The organism is Arthrobacter sp. MMS24-S77, from assembly GCF_054888235.1.
In genome coordinates, this window is record NZ_JBTZRN010000001.1 from 3,671,554 (window position 1) to 3,686,470 (window position 14,917).

The 14,917-nt window shown below is 64.4% G+C and carries 12 protein-coding genes; 5 read left to right on the forward strand and 7 right to left on the reverse strand.

Annotation, left to right across the window (positions count from 1 at the left end):
• Nucleotides 1-95: 95 nt before the first annotated feature.
• The 4 genes from ACX5I4_RS16860 to ACX5I4_RS16875 all read right to left on the reverse strand — a co-directional run bounded on the left by ACX5I4_RS16860 (nt 96) and on the right by ACX5I4_RS16875 (nt 4,828).
• The gene (locus ACX5I4_RS16860) at nt 96-1,544 is read right to left on the reverse strand and encodes a glycoside hydrolase family 32 protein (protein WP_461837647.1); all 1,449 of its coding nucleotides are present in this window, start codon (nt 1,542-1,544) and stop codon (nt 96-98) included.
• A 25-nt stretch (nt 1,545-1,569) separates the two neighbouring features.
• Nucleotides 1,570-2,373, reverse strand: coding sequence for a carbohydrate ABC transporter permease (locus ACX5I4_RS16865; RefSeq protein ID WP_461838759.1), 804 nt, complete (start codon nt 2,371-2,373; stop codon nt 1,570-1,572).
• 92 nt (nt 2,374-2,465) lie between these two features.
• Nucleotides 2,466-3,413 (reverse strand): carbohydrate ABC transporter permease, encoded by a 948-nt coding sequence (locus ACX5I4_RS16870; protein WP_461837648.1) that lies wholly within the window; start codon nt 3,411-3,413, stop codon nt 2,466-2,468.
• A complete protein-coding gene (locus tag ACX5I4_RS16875; protein WP_461837649.1) occupies nt 3,410-4,828 on the reverse strand; it encodes an ABC transporter substrate-binding protein in 1,419 nt (472 codons plus the stop codon). The genes ACX5I4_RS16870 and ACX5I4_RS16875 overlap by 4 nt, the downstream gene beginning before the upstream one ends.
• A 483-nt stretch (nt 4,829-5,311) precedes the next feature.
• On the opposite strand from ACX5I4_RS16875, the gene ACX5I4_RS16880 reads away from it, so the two are divergent.
• Genes ACX5I4_RS16880 through ACX5I4_RS16890 form a run of 3 tightly spaced genes read left to right on the forward strand, consistent with a single transcriptional unit; the run spans nt 5,312 to nt 9,459 of the window.
• Complete coding sequence (locus ACX5I4_RS16880; protein WP_461837650.1) at nt 5,312-7,483, forward strand: amylo-alpha-1,6-glucosidase; 2,172 nt, start codon at nt 5,312-5,314, stop codon at nt 7,481-7,483.
• Nucleotides 7,484-8,506 carry a glycosyltransferase gene (locus ACX5I4_RS16885; protein ID WP_461837651.1) on the forward strand — a complete coding sequence of 341 codons (1,023 nt, stop codon included), beginning with the start codon at nt 7,484-7,486 and terminating at the stop codon, nt 8,504-8,506.
• A 32-nt stretch (nt 8,507-8,538) separates the two neighbouring features.
• Complete coding sequence (locus tag ACX5I4_RS16890) at nt 8,539-9,459, forward strand: phosphatase PAP2 family protein (RefSeq protein WP_461837652.1); 921 nt, start codon at nt 8,539-8,541, stop codon at nt 9,457-9,459.
• Between the two features lie 50 nt (nt 9,460-9,509).
• Here ACX5I4_RS16890 and ACX5I4_RS16895 read toward each other — a convergent pair whose 3' ends face one another.
• The 3 genes from ACX5I4_RS16895 to ACX5I4_RS16905 are packed head-to-tail and all read right to left on the reverse strand — an operon-like array spanning nt 9,510 to nt 12,616.
• Nucleotides 9,510-10,745, reverse strand: coding sequence for a hypothetical protein (locus ACX5I4_RS16895; protein ID WP_461837653.1), 1,236 nt, complete (start codon nt 10,743-10,745; stop codon nt 9,510-9,512).
• 31 nt (nt 10,746-10,776) lie between these two features.
• The gene (locus tag ACX5I4_RS16900) at nt 10,777-11,574 is read right to left on the reverse strand and encodes a TIGR03943 family putative permease subunit (protein ID WP_461837654.1); all 798 of its coding nucleotides are present in this window, start codon (nt 11,572-11,574) and stop codon (nt 10,777-10,779) included.
• Complete coding sequence (locus tag ACX5I4_RS16905) at nt 11,564-12,616, reverse strand: permease (protein ID WP_461838760.1); 1,053 nt, start codon at nt 12,614-12,616, stop codon at nt 11,564-11,566. Before ACX5I4_RS16905 ends, ACX5I4_RS16900 begins: the two co-directional genes overlap by 11 nt.
• A gap of 304 nt (nt 12,617-12,920) precedes the next feature.
• Here ACX5I4_RS16905 and ACX5I4_RS16910 point away from each other — a divergent pair, with 304 nt between their 5' ends.
• A complete protein-coding gene (locus ACX5I4_RS16910) occupies nt 12,921-13,694 on the forward strand; it encodes a polysaccharide deacetylase family protein (protein ID WP_461837655.1) in 774 nt (257 codons plus the stop codon).
• Nucleotides 13,597-14,910 carry an S-layer homology domain-containing protein gene (locus ACX5I4_RS16915; RefSeq protein ID WP_461837656.1) on the forward strand — a complete coding sequence of 438 codons (1,314 nt, stop codon included), beginning with the start codon at nt 13,597-13,599 and terminating at the stop codon, nt 14,908-14,910. Before ACX5I4_RS16910 ends, ACX5I4_RS16915 begins: the two co-directional genes overlap by 98 nt.
• The last annotated feature ends 7 nt before the right edge of the window (nt 14,911-14,917 follow it).

A 14,917-nucleotide genomic window follows, 5' to 3' on the forward strand; every position in this document is an offset into this window, starting at 1 on the left:
GACCGCCGCCCGGGAATCCGCGGAAATACGGTGATCCCGGACTGCAGCACCGGCCAAAAGCGTCAAAAGTTGAGTGCCCGACGGCGGCCTGCCGCCTATTCGGGCAGCTTCAGTTCCCAGACGTCCGCGGCCGCGCCTTCGGGAAGCTCAAGGGTCCACGTTTCGCCTGCCGCAGGGTAGGCACGGAGTGTCGTGGCCACGGAGCCCTTCCGGTACACCTCCACGAGGGAAGCATCGACGAAGATGCGGAGTTCCTCGCCCTCACCCAACGGACCGGCGAACACCACTTGCCGCTCCGCGCCCGAGGCAAGGACCAGCCGAACCTCGCCGGCGCTGGCATCGGGGCCGCCAGTCACAACGGCTTCGGCAAACGGCGGCAATGAAACGGTCCCGGCTGCACCGCCTGCAGCCAAGGAACCGCGGTAGGCCTCAACTTCCGGCGCAGGAGCGACCGCCAACGCACCGTCCTCAACCGAGAGGAAGCGCGGGTGGGTTAATACGCCCGCCCAGCCCGCGGCGTCGATCTCTTCCTGCGAACGGCCACGGCGCCCATCACGGCCGGGCCCCTCGTTGGCCCACCCCCACAGCAGGGCGCGCGGCTCCGGCGAAGACTCCGGCTCAGCGACGTCGAGCTGAACGATCTGCGGGGCATAGAAATCCCGGCCAAGGTCGGACCGGCCGCCGGAACGAGGGACGAACACCGGCAGCCCCGTAGTCGGGTCCTCGGTCAACGAGCCAATGAGGTGGCCCACCCCGTTGGCGTGCTCGTGGTGGTCACCGGAGAGCCACAGGGAGAACATCATGACCCAGGTTTCGGCCCCGTCGGAAGGAGCGCCGTCGGAGGGCACTTCGTCGGAAGGCACGCCGTCGGAAGGCACCCGGACCAGTTGCGGGCACTCCCAGATTTCGGCCGGCGTGTGCGTCGCGGCCACGGGGTTTTCGGAGGTCAGCCAGATCCCTTGGTACTTCCAGTCGGACATGTCCTCCACCGTGTAAAGCAAGAGTGCAGCATGTCCATTGGCCAGCCCGGCGCCCTGCATGGCGTAGCGCTTGCCGTTGAAGCGGAAGATGAAGGGGTCGCGCACGGCCGTGACCAAGCCATCGGACGGCATGGTGGCCGCCACGTGGCCCGTTTGCTCCCACGACACCAAGTCCGCGGAGCCGCGGGAAACCACCACTTGCGAGTGACCCCCATCCGCCCTGACGCCTGAGTACGCGGCGGTGGGGACGCCGTCGTCGTCGGTCACTACGCCGGTCCAGCAGCCGAATTCGTCCGGCCCGCCGTCTTGCGGGCGCAGCGCGACGGGGTGTTCATCCCAGTGCACCAGGTCCGGGGAGCTCACGTGGCCCCACTGGATCCGGTGGTGCCGTGCGGAGTCCGGGTTGAACTGGAAGAACACGTGGTACCGGCCGTTGATGTAGCTGATGCCGTTGGGGTCGTTGATCCAGCCTTGCGCCGGCCGGGGGTGGAAGCGCGGGAAAGCCGGGTCCGGGTGGGTGGCAGCCGCCGCAAGTGCAGGGGCGGAAGATACGAGGTCCGTCATCGGAGTCCTTTCGGGGAAGTAGAGGTTATTTGCCGGTGCCGGCGGTGAGTCCGTCACGCAAGGCGCGCTGGCCGAACATGAACACCACCAGGGCGGGAATCATGGAGAGGATCACGCCTGCCAGCACCACAGAGATGCTGCCGGTGCCCAGGTTGCCCTGCAGCGACACCAGGCCCAGCGGGAGCGTGAAGTTCTGCTCGGAGATGGTCAGGATGAGCGGGCGGAAGAACTCGTTCCAGTGGTAGTTGAAAGCTAGGATGCCGACGATCGCCATGCCCGGCATCGCCAGCGGCGCATATACGGAACGGAACGTGCGCCACGGCGAGGCGCCGTCAATCGAGGCGGCCTCGCCCAAATCGGCCGGGAGCCCCAGGAAGTACTGGCGCATCAGGAAGGTGCCGAACGCCGTCGGGATCGCGGGGAGGATCAGCGCGAGGAGCGTGTCGGACAAACCGATGCCGCGGATCAGCATGAAGACCGGAACAATCGTCACCTGCGCGGGCACCATCATGGTGGCAAGCACAATCGAGAACAGCGCCCCGCGGCCGCGGAACTTGAGGTTCGCGAACGCATATCCGGCCAGTGCCGCAGTGAACATCTGCCCGACGGCGATCAGTCCCGTCACGAGGGCACTGTTGAGGACCAGCAACATGATGTTGAGCTGTTTGAAGACCTGGTCGTAGGACGAGAAATCGGGGTTGAGCGGAAGGAACGACGGCGGCAGCTGGAACGATTCCGCCGGTGGCCGCAGCGAGGTGGACAGGGTCCACAGGACCGGGCCGAGGATGAAGACGGACGCGATCAGGAGCAGCACGATTCGTCCCGCCATGCTCCAGTTCCGCTTCTTGCGGGGCTGTGCCCCATGGGGAGCCAAGCGATCGACGGCGGCACGCTGGGTTGAGGTTGTAGTCATGGCGGGCCTTACTGGTAGAAGACGAATCGTTTGCTGAGCCGGAACTGGGCGGCGGTGATGGCCATGATGATCAGCGTGAGGATCACGCCGATCGCCGAGGCCTGGCCGAACTCGAGGCGCTGGAACGCGGACTCGAAGATCACCATCACCGCGGTGCGCGTGGAGTCGCCGGGGCCGCCTCGGGTGAGGACGTAGGGCTGGTCGAACACCTGCAGCGCGTTGATGATCGCCATGACGGATGCCACCAAGGTGGTGGGGCTCAACAGCGGCAGCGTCACGTGGAGGTGTTTACGCCAGCCGGTAGCGCCGTCGATCGATGCGGCCTCGTATGTTTCCGTGGGGATGGACGCCAGGCCGCCGATGAACAGCAGGAACGAGAACCCGAAGTTCTGCCACACGTACACGAGGATCACGACGGCGGCGGAACCGGCCGGCGTCGTCAGCCACGGGACGGCGGGGATGCCGACGAAGGACAGGAGCCAGTTGACCACGCCGAATTGTTCGTTGAACAGGTAGCGCATGAAGATGGACACCGACGCCGCGGACAGGATCAGCGGGAAGAAGAAGGCGCTGCGGAAGAAGACGCGGAGCCAGGCCGGGAGCTTCTCCTGCACCATGATCGCCAGTGCCAACGCGAGGCCGAGCTGCAACGCCACGGCGACCACCACGAACATGATCGTGTTCAGGAACGAGACCCGGACCGTGGGGTCCTGGACCACTTCGGCGAAGTTGTCGAACCCGACGAAGCTTGGCGCGGAAATGATGTCCCAGCGGAAGAACGCCAGCAAGACGGACGCCACGATCGGCACGAGTGTGAAGAGTCCCATGCCCAAGATCGTGGGTGCCAGGAACGCCCAGGGCAGCCAGCGCTGACGCTGCTTTCCGGATGCCTTGTGGCTTTGTGGTCCGGCGCCGTTTCGGCGTTTGGTGGACATGCCCGTAGTTGCCGTGCTCATGCCTGCCTCCTCAAGGCGATCTCAAGGTCGCGTTGCATGGAGTCGAGGGCCTGCTTGAGCTGGCGCTCGTCACCGCTGACGGCCAGGGATACGTTCTTCATCAATGCGGTCTCGACGGCGGCCTGCTGGGGCGGTGCCGGAATGGGACCTGTGGTGGGGAATTTGTCCAGGGTGTCGTAGAAGACTTTCCAGTGCTTGGGGCCGCGTCCCGCGTACAGCTGCTCATTGACCATGGAGCGGCGGGCGGGGGTGGTGTTCGGCGTCGGGAAGACCAAGCGCATGGCTTCCAGGCTGGATGAGAACTTGAGCCACTCCCAGGCAGCGTCCTTGTCCTTGGCGGTCTTCATGATGGCGTAGCCGGCAGTACCGAACTGGTGACGCTGCGTGCGCCAGCGCGGGAAGAACTGGACGTCGAAGTCGTCCTCTTTCATTCCGGCTTCGTGGAGTCCTTCCACCCAGTAGCCGCCGGCCGGGGTCATGCCGATCCTGTTGGAGGCGAACAGGCCGACGAGTGAGTTTCCGCCGCCTTCTTCGGGCCGGACACCTAGGCCATCCTTGACCAGGCCGCGGAGGTAGTCGAACGACTCGAATACCCGGGGGTCATCGGCATTGGGTTCAAGCCACTGGTAGCCGCCCGAACGCAGTCCTCGCGATGGATCCTGGGCGTAGAAGCTATCCCAGAGCCATTCGCCGCCACCGGACTTGGTTTCCTTGAGGAAGCTGGTGTCATTGGCGTAGAGCCACGGCACCACACCGCCGAAGAGCCGGTTGGTCCAGTAGTACGGAGTGAAGTCCTGTGGCCTGGCTTTCCGCATGGCAGCAAGGGTGTTTCGGAAGTCAGCCTGGGTCCAGTTGTCCGCCGGACGCTCTAGTCCGGCTTGCTGCAGGGCCGAGGTGTTGTAGTACATGTTGGCGGCGTTCCAGTCGATGGGAAGCTGGAACAGGCTGCCCTTGTACATGAACGCTTCCACAAGGCTGGGGTGGACGTCGGCGAAGTATTCCTTCATGTCCGCGGCATCACGGCGAAGGTACTCGTCCAAGGGGTGCGCCAGTTTCTCGGCGAAGAGCTGGGCGCCCTCGGTGGCCACGTAGACCACATCCGGTGGCGTTCCTGCTGCCACCATAGTGAGGATCTTGGTGAAGAAGTCCTTCCAGTCCGCGGCCTGGATGGCTTGGACCTTCACCTTGATTTCCGGGTGCACCTTCGCGAACGCATCAATGACCCGCTGGCGGGCGGCTGCGTCCGCTGCGGTTCCCAAGATGGCGATGCTGAGGCTGTTGTCCCCACGGCCCGGGATGTCCATGCCGGTCAACCGCGGCCACGACGCCACTGTTGCTCCGACAATTCCCGCACCCAAGGCACCAAGGGCTGTCCTGCGTGAGATCTCACGCAGCTTCCCATTGCTTCCTGCCATGTCTTTTCCTTCCTAACACGTGTTAGGTAGCGTAAATCCTTCACCTAACACGTGTCAAGCGTCACATCCTTGTTACGCGGATCTCACGCTCGCCGACGCTCCTGCACATATGTGCCCCAATCGGCAACGCTCGCTCAGATATGCGCCCCAAATTCCGAACCCTCGCTCAGATATGTGCCCCAATCGGCAAACGCTCGCTCAGATCTTTGAGCGAGCGTCCGCCCAAAAGCCCCCAAATCCGAGCGAGCGTCCGCCCAAGACCCGCCAAATCCGAGCGAGCGTCCGCCCAAGAGCCCCCAAATCCGAGCGAGCGTCCGCCCAAGAGCCCCCAAATCCGAGCGAGCGTCCGCCCAAGAGCCCCCAAATCCGAGCGAGCGTCCGCCAGAAACCCGCCAGATCTGCGGGAGGGTTCACTTCCGAAGACGTGGAGAATACGCTGAAGCAAGCTGCCCCGTTTTCCCTTCCCTACCTTGGAGCTCATCGATGACAGGTTGGAATGCCGAAAACCTTGCAGGTTCGGCGGGCGCCGGCGCCGTGACGTTGTTGGCGGGAACATCATTTTGTGTGTCCGCAGCCAACGGCGATATGGACCAGCTACGCCCCCACGGGATGTTTTTCCGGGACACGCGGTTCGTGTCCAACTGGGTCCTTGCGGTGAACGGCCACGCCATCGAGGCCTTGGGCTCCCCGGTCCCGGAGCCCTATCGTGCCGATTTCATCGGCCGGGCGGCACGCACCGACGGTTTGGCAGACAGCCACCTGTTGATCGAACGCCGGCGCAGCCTGTTCGGCGGAGTGCGCGAGGAAATCACGGTCAGGAACTTTTCCAACAAAGCCACTCGATGCACTGTTTCGCTGACGGTAAGTGCCGATTTTGCCGACATCTTCGAAGTCAAAGAAGGCCGAGCACGGCACGAGAGTGTGCATTTGGCGCGGGGAAGCAGTGGCGCACTGGTCCTTGAGTCCCAGCGGCAGGGGCGGCATGTCCTGGTCACCGTCGACGCCCCGGATGCCTTGGTTGACGGTGATGTCCTCAGCTATGACATCGCGATCGGGCCTCAAGGCCATTGGTCCACCAGTGTGACTGCCACACCGAGTATCGACGGGGTTGGACCGGATGCCGATGCCTCTGTTTGGGGCAGCCAGCGTCCCTACGATGTCCCGGAAGAGAGATTGCAGGAGTGGCACGGGAAGGTCCCCCAAACCGAAGTGGCCAACCACGCCTTCGAAAAAGCGTTGGACCAAAGCAGGGCAGATCTCGGCTCGTTGCGGATCTTCGACCCCGACCATCCTGGACGCACGGTGGTGGCGGCAGGATCGCCGTGGTTCATGGCCCTCTTCGGCCGGGACTCGCTCCTGACGTCCTTCATGACCCTCCCCCTCGACCCCTCGCTGGCCTTGGGAACCCTGCAAACCCTCGCCGATCACCAGGGCCGCACTGTCAACCCGCTCAGCGAAGAGGAACCCGGTAGGATCCTGCATGAGGTCCGCTTGGGCGCCAGCACCGGCCTGGCCCTTGGGGGCGGGAGTGCCTACTACGGGTCGGTGGATGCCACTCCGTTGTTCGTCACACTTGCCGGGGAGCTCACCCGCTGGGGATTCCGGTCCGAGGTCACGGAATCCCTCCTGCCCGCGGTGGACCGTGCCTTGGATTGGATCCGCGACTACGGAGACGCCGACGGGGACGGCTTTGTGGAGTACTCGAGGGCCACTGACCAAGGGCTGTTCAACCAAGGCTGGAAGGATTCCGGGGACGGCATCAACTTCGCCGACGGCACTTTGGCCATGCCGCCAACCGCGCTGTGCGAAGTCCAGGGCTATGTCTACACGGCGTATCTCAGCAGGGCCCTTATGGCCCAAGAGGACGGAGATGCGAAGCTAGCCGCGGTGTGGGGTGCGCGGGCGGCCGAGCTCAAGCGCAAGTTCAACGAGCAGTTCTGGCTCCCTGAACGCGGCTATTTCGCCATCGCCCTGGACCGCGACAAGCGGCCGGTGGATGCGTGCGCGTCCAATATGGGCCACTGCCTCTGGAGCGGAATCGTCGACGACGACAAGGCTCCGTTGGTCGCGGAGCGGCTGATGTCGGACACCATGTTCACCGGGTGGGGCGTCCGGACCCTGGCTTCGGACATGGCGGCCTACAATCCAGCGAGCTACCACAACGGCTCGGTGTGGCCGCACGACAATGCCCTCATCGCCGGCGGATTGATGCGCTACGGCTTCGTGGAGGAATCCCGGCGGATCGTCATGGGCCTCTTGGATGCGGCAGAGGCATTTGGCGGGCGGCTGCCGGAATTGTTCTGCGGTTTGGACAGGAAAACCTATGGGATGCCCGTTCCATATCCTTCGTCATGTTCACCGCAGGCGTGGGCGGCCGCCACACCGGTTCATCTGCTCCGCGTGCTCCTCCGCTTCGATCCTTGCCTCACACACGGAGGCCTCTGGCTGGCACCGGTGGTCCCCGACGGCTTCGGGGACATCAAGATGCGGAACATTCCCCTCGCAGGATCCCGGATTTCCGTGGAGGTGGTCAACGGAGAAACACGGGTCGCAGACCTGCCCGAGAATATCGCGCTGCACCTTGAGGCCCGCAAACCGCTTTCCGATCTGCTGGATGTCCACCATGCCACCGCTGGACCTCGGCGGGGGCAGTAGTTGCGCATCGGATTGGTTGCCCCGCCCTGGATCCCCGTTCCACCGCCCGCTTACGGCGGCACGGAGTCGATCATCGATATCCTGGCGCGCGGCCTGTCCGCAGCGGGACACGACGTGCTTCTGGCGGCGGCGTCCGGAAGCACATGTCCAGTGGACAAAGTCCCTGGGCCTCCGCTCGCGGACGGGTCCAGGATTGGGAACGGCACGGACGAACTTCGCCACAGCGTATATGCCTTCGCGGCCATGGAGGACGTGGACCTCATCCACGACAACACGCTGGCCGGGCCGCTCTATAGGCACCGGCCAAGAGGAATTCCCCTCGTCGCGACGGCTCATCTCCCCTTTTCAGCCGAGAACCACGACATCTACCAGGCGATGGCAACCGACACGGCGATCATTGCCATCTCGCAGCATCAAGCAGACACTGCGCCCGGAATCAAGATACGGAGGGTCATTCACCACGGCATCGACACGCACTCCGTCCCGCTCGGTACCGGCGACGGCGGCTACGCCAGCTTCCTCGGCCGGATGCATCCCGGCAAGGGCCTGCCGGAAGCAATAGAGGCCGCCAGGCTGGCCCGGATCCCGCTTCGAATTGCGGCAAAGATGTACAGCGCGGAGGAGCACGAGTATTACTCCGCGGTCATCGCACCATTGCTAGGGTCCGACGTCGAATACCTCGGCGAGCTGAACGCAACGGACAAGTTCGTCCTCCTGGGCGGCTCCATGGCCTTGCTGAATCCGATTCAATGGGATGAACCCTTCGGGATGGCCATGATCGAGTCCCTCGCTACCGGCACGCCAGTAGTGGCAACATTCCGAGGATCGGCACCGGAAATCGTTTCCGAAGGCGTCACGGGCTATCTCGGTTCCAATCCCCCGGAGCTCGCGTCCGCCCTCATTGCCGCCGCCGCGCTGGACCGGGGCGAATGCCGCCGAGCCGCGGAAACCTACTTCGGCGCCGAAAGGATGGTTGCCGAACACCTGCAGCTCTATGAGGAGCTTCTCGCCGAGCAAAAGTGATCCTCCCAGCCAGATATGGCACCCTGAAGGGGATGAGTTTTCCTAGCACAGGCCGGCTGCCGGCCACACAGCGGACCGCAACCAAGCGCTGGGCAGGCGCCGGAACGGGTTTCCTTTTTGTGCTGGCAACCTTGGCGTGCGTGGCCGGATTCGCCGCCACCTACTATTTCTTCGTCCGCACCACAACGGGACAGTACATCGACGAATCCGCCCTGGTGGAAGCCGTGACCCTGAATGGTCCGGCCGAGCGGGCAACCACCAAGTTCCTCGATTGGTTGCCGGTCATTTCGGTGGCGATCGCCGCCGTCGTCGTCCTTTTCGTGACCATAGCGCGCCGGCGCTGGAAGGCTGCGGGTATCGCCCTGGCCGCTTGTGTGGCGGCAAACCTCGCCACTCAGGTCTTGAAGGATTGGTTCCCGGACAGGCCGTTCCGCGGGGTCCAGACCATCGAGCTGAATTCGCTCCCGTCCGGCCACACCACTCTGGCGGCCTCCGCCGCGGCTGCCGTGTTCCTGGTGGTATCGCCGCGCTGGCGCCCGGTGGCGGGTTTCCTGGGCGGCACATTCGCGGTGGCGGCCGGGGTGTCCACGCTGATCAACCAGTGGCACCGGCCCGCCGACGTCGTAGCGGCGTTCCTCCTCGTGGGAGCGGTCATGCTCCCGGCCGGCTGGCTGGTGCTGCGCACCGGAAACAGCTGGAACGTCCAGGACGATCGCGGCGACCATTGGGCGTCCTCGCGTTTGTGGCTGTTGTTGTCCGCGCTGGCGGGCGTCGCCGCGGCGGCTGTTGCAGTGTACTCGCTGATCAAGATCGCCCCTGGTTTCGGCCAGGAAAGCAGCACCACCAACTACTTCTGGGCCGGGGCCTCCCTGATCGTCATCACCGGTTTTCTGGCAACGGTCGCTGCCACCTGGCTTTTCGGACTTAGTGCCCGACGCCGGCAGTCGCCCTGAGTGCCCGACGGCGGCAGTCGCCTTAGTCCCGGCAGTCGCCGCATGAGCGGTCAGCGGCACCAGCTGGGCAAAAACCCGGGAATGCTCTTCAGGACGCTGCCGGTCTTCAGATCCACGAGGTCTGTCCGCATGGGGGAAGGTTCGGGGAGAACGGGGTATTGGTCGCCGGTGTATTGCGGTGGTGTTGTTTCGACGGCGAGGTAGTCACGGGCCGGAGAGATGCAGATGTCCTGGATGCCTGACCACCCGGCGGCAGGCTGGTAGAACTGGCGCGGGCCGTTCTTGTCGGTGAGGATGATGCTGGAAGTCTCTTTCCCGGCGTCGTACTTTCTCACGACCTGCGCGTATTGGCCGGAACCGTCGAGGACCAAGGGCTGGCCCGCGGAGGCAGTGACCCCATTGGACGGATCGGACGCGAAGGTGCCAGCGAGGTTCAGAGGCGTGGGTGTGCCGGTGGCGAGGCTGATGGTTGAGTATCGGAGCGGGTCGATGCCCTTTCTCAACCCGGGGTCGGCAACGGCAAGTTCGTTGGTGCCGGGGACGAATCCAAGGATCCCTGCATGCGTGCCCAAAGGCGACACCCTGCCGGTTCCCAATGCGTCAAGGAGAAACATGGATCCGTCATCAGTCCGCACCACCAACGTGGCCGCGCCAGGGACAAAACGCCAGTCCGCAGCCGACACCTGACCATTGATCCCCTGGACGGTCCGCGGACCCGCGGACGGATTGTCGACGTCGTACACGAAAAGTGTCTTCCAGTACTGGCCCGCGGCCGAGGAACCGGTGAACGTGAAGCCAATGAGATTTTTGGATCCTGCCGCATGAAGGTTCGCCACTGTTCCAAGGCTTGGCAAGGGGACCAGCGTTGGCGGGCCGCCGGCGAGGGAGACGATCTCCAATGAGCTGGTGTTGTCATCGTTGATCGTGACGACGGCGAGCGCCGAGGGAAGGGCGGCATACTCCTGAATGCGGGGAGCACTGACAATGGCGGTCGACTCGCCGCTGCCGGAGAGACTAGTGCCGCGGATAGTGTCCGGTTTCTTGACCCCTGCGTTGTCCTTGCCCGTGTCCCGTTGCAGGGTGTACAGCGCGAAGTCTGCGGAGGCGGAGGAACGGGCCAACACGGAGGTGGAGTTCGGGTGCGGCAGCTTCGCCAGGTTCGCCGCGGTGAGAGCACCGGCAAGCAGGGCGAGGATCGTGATGGTGCCGTAGAGGCGCCTGGCGAAGCGTCGCCCTGCAAGGAGCGCAGCTGCGGCTGCAGCGGCCGCGGCCCGCTTGGCAGACACAGGGCCGGGTTTGGCAGACGCAGGGCTGCGCTTAGTAGACATAGGGCTGCGCCGGCTGGGTGGTGGGGGTGATGGAATCCGGTATCAGCACGATTGCCTCGCGACTGGCCGGGTTGGGGTTGGCTCGAAAACCGCTGGAGATCGTGACCCAGCTGTCGGTCTTGTACTCGTTCTGCCAACCGGGGTGATAGACCGGAATGCCAATCGGCTGGGCATCGACGGCACAACAGGTGACTACAAAGCGGGCCACGAAGAAGACATTGGGATCAGTCTTGTCCGGGGTGATGAACCCGGTCACGGTGGCGGTCTTGTCGGCAAAGAAGTCCTGCCCGGCTCCTGAGCGAAGCAGCGATGCCCAGTCCCTCACCGTGAACGCGGAGTAATCGCCCTTGCTTGGCAGGGCGGGCGCTTTCAGCGTGAGCGCAGACGCCGAGCCGTTGAGGTCCCGTTGGGCGACTGTCGCCGTGGTAAGGGTCGACGGCGGCAGGATCAGCAAGGCGACCACGGCGGCGATCACGGTCAGCACGCTTCCGACCGGCCACAGCCAGCCCCACCGGGATCCGCGCTCCCCGGCGTGGTCGTGCCCGTGCTCGTGGGCGGGGTCGTCCGGGGTGGCAGTGTCGTGCTCGTCCGGGGTGCCGGGATCGAGGGCGAAGGCCGCGAGCGCAAGAACAGCGGCGATCACGGCCATGATGATCGTGAACACGAAATATCGTGGATGGATGTACAAAGCGAGCTGGCCGGTCAGCCCCAGCCAGATCGTGGCAGTGAGGCCGATCAGGCTAAGAACCACGCCCTGCCAGTGGCCCACGAGCCGCCTAATGACCATAGTTGACCGCCAATCCGAGGACAGCCGCGCACAGTGCTACCAGCAGGCTGAGCTGCACAAGGGTCTTCGCGGTGAACGTAGTGCGCATCAGGGCAAGCATTTTGACGTCGATCATCGGCCCGAAGACGAGGAACGCGACGATCCCTCCCGGCATGAAGGTTGCGCCGAAAGACAGGATGAAGAAAGCATCCACGTTTGAGCAGATCGCGACGACGAACGCCAGCAGCATCAACGCCAGGACAGACCAGACAGGGTTGCCGCCTAAAGTGACCAGCACTTCACGGGAAACGGCAACCTGGATCAGCCCGGCCATGCCAGCGCCAATGAACAAGGCCGGCATCATGGCGCGCGTCTCCTGCGAGAACATCCGCACACTGCGCTTCACTCTCCCGGCAGAGCCGCTGTGGTAGTCCGCCAGTGTGCAGGTCTCCTGGAAACGGGTGGTCAGGAGGTCCTGGGGGCGCGGATGCCGGCTGTAGATCCAACCGACCAGGTTCGCGATGACGAAACCGCCAAGAACGCGGGAGACCAGGATGCCGCTGTCCCAACCAAATGCCTGCGCGGTGGTGACGATGGTGACGGGGTTCAGGATGGGGGCAGCGAACAGGAAAGTCATCGACTCGGCAACTGTGAGGCCGTTGACCACCAATCCCCGGGCGAGCGGAACATTCCCGCACTCGCAGACCGGCAGCAGCATGCCCAGGAGGGAGAGCACCAGCCGCCGCAATACCGGGTTTCGTGGCAGCCGACGGAGCAGCATGCCCTCCGGCAGCCAGATTTGGACTGCGATCGAAAGGACAATCCCGAGGAAAACGAAGGGCAGGGATTCGACCACCACGCTGATCGAGAGCGTGGCAAAGTCGCGGGCGGCGTCGGGAAGTCCAAAGGCCGCCGTCGAGGACGGTGCCAGCACCCGGACGACGAAGAAAAGGACGACGACTGCGAGGCCGACGGCGAGCCCTGCGGCAGACTTCGATGTGAAAGCGCGGGCCGGGCTTCTGTGCTCGTGTGCCGACTGTTCGCTTTTGTCGACTGCGGGCAGCGTCACGGGCACTCCTTCCTCCCTGACCCGGCCGGGCGCACGGGACCGGGACGGCTGGGCAAACTAACTAGCTACACCAGAAGGTGTACCTAACGGAGCGCCGGAAGGAACGAGTGGTGGCTACTGGTTTCTACAGCTCCTGCTGGTCGTACCCTCTCAAGTACGTGAGTGCGAACGAACCAAAGGCACCGAGTGCCGCCGCTTGAAACCACACTGGACTCCCCTTTAAGCGGCGCCTTCTTGGAACACCAACGAGGGACCACCCGGCCGCTAGCGCGCTACCCGAGCTGGGGAGGAATCGATAATGAGGACCACGGATGAGCAACGCGGGACGACGGTACCGCCATGCGAAGGCCGCACACGGCCCCGCGTCAACGGAATAGCTCCCGGTACGCGCTCTCGCCAACGCTGGACCGCTTTCGGCAGCACGGCCATGGTGATTGCCGGCCTGCTGGCAGCGGTGGCATTCGCAGCTCCGGCGCACGCCGCGCCGAACACGGTGGTGTCGCTGACCTTCGATGACGGCAACGCGGACCAGTTGACGGCCGAGTCCACCATGAAGAGCCTGGGCCTGAACGGCACGTTTTTCATCACGACCGGATGGATCGACCAGCCCACCTACCTGACCACTGCTAACCTGCATCAGCTCGCCGCCGACGGCAACGAGATCGGCGGCCACACCGTGACCCACCCGGATCTTGTGTCCCTGGTCCCCGCTGAGTCGACGCGGCAGATCTGCGACGGGCGGGTGGCGCTGATGAACATGGGCTTCAAAGTCACTAGTTTCGCCTATCCCTTCGCTTCCGAAGACGCGAACACGCAGGCCTTGGTAAAGCAGTGCGGTTACAACAGTGCCCGCGGCCTGGGCGACGCTGCCAGCAAGGACCCGGCCTCGGCAACGCTTCCGGCGGCAGACACCATCCCGCCGGCCAACCCCTACGTCACGGCTGCACCGGACGAGGTAGACAGCACCTGGACCCTTGCCAATCTGGAGAACCAGGTCACCCACGCCCAAGCAGCGGGTGGCGGGTGGCGGGTGGGTCCAGCTGACCTTCCACCACATCGCCGTCGGCACTGACCCGACGCTGACGATCAGCCCCACCCTGTTCAGCCAGTTCGCGACCTGGCTGGCACAACAAAAGACGGCGGGTACCGTCGCGGTGCAGACCGTGGACCAGGTCATCGGGGGCGTCCAGCAGCCCGCAGTCCCGGGCCCTGCTGTACCTCCACCGCCGCCGCTGGGGACGAACATGATCCAAAACCCGGGACTTGAAACCCGGGTCAACACGATTCCGCAATGCTGGGCCGCTGGCGGGTACGGCACCAACACCCCGGCTTTCGCCATTGTCTCGCCCGGCCACACCGGCACGAGCGCCGAACAGCTGACCCTGAGCGGATGGGTGTCCGGCGACGCGAAGCTCCTGCCCGCACTGGATCTGGGCGGGTGCTCGCCGACCGGCACACCCGGACACACTTATCAGCTGAAGGCCTGGTTCAAATCCACCGCGGAGACCCAGTTCGAACTCTACTACCGCGTCGGTAACGGGTTCTGGAAGTACTGGACGGCAAGCCCCCTGTTCCTCGCCGCAGCGAACTGGACCCAGGTCACATGGACCACCCCTGCCCTGCCCGCCGGGGCGTCAGGGATCAGCTGGGGCTTGAACATCCAAGCCAACGGGACCATCACCACCGACGACTACGAAATGTATGATTCCGGGGCTTCGTTCGCTGATGTCCCCGCAACATACCCGTTCTACAACGAGATCACCTGGCTCGCCGCCAACGGAATCACTACCGGGTTCCCGCAGCTCAACGGCACCACCCTGTTCGAGCCGCTGCAGTCGGTGAGCCGGGAGGCGATGGCCGCATTTATCTACCGGTACAAGGGCAGCCCGGCGTTCACGGCCCCGGCTGTGTCTCCGTTCACGGACGTTGCCCCCACGGACCAGTTCTACAAGGAGATCACCTGGCTGGCCTCTACCGGCATCACCACCGGGTACGCGGGGCCGAACAACACGAAATCCTTCCATCCGCTGGATCCCGTGAACCGGGATGCCATGGCCGCATTCATCTACCGCATGAGCGGCAGTCCAGCGGTGACTCCGACCGTGACGTTCCTCGACGTTCCCACCAGCTACCCGTTCTATAAGGAGATCAGCTGGCTCGCCTCCACGGGCATCACCACCGGCTGGGCCGTACCGGGAGGCGCGGTATTCCAACCGCTTCAACCCGTGCACCGCGACGCGATTGCCGCGTTCCTGTTCCGGCTCAATGCAAAATTCCCCCGGGCCTGACGGGCCT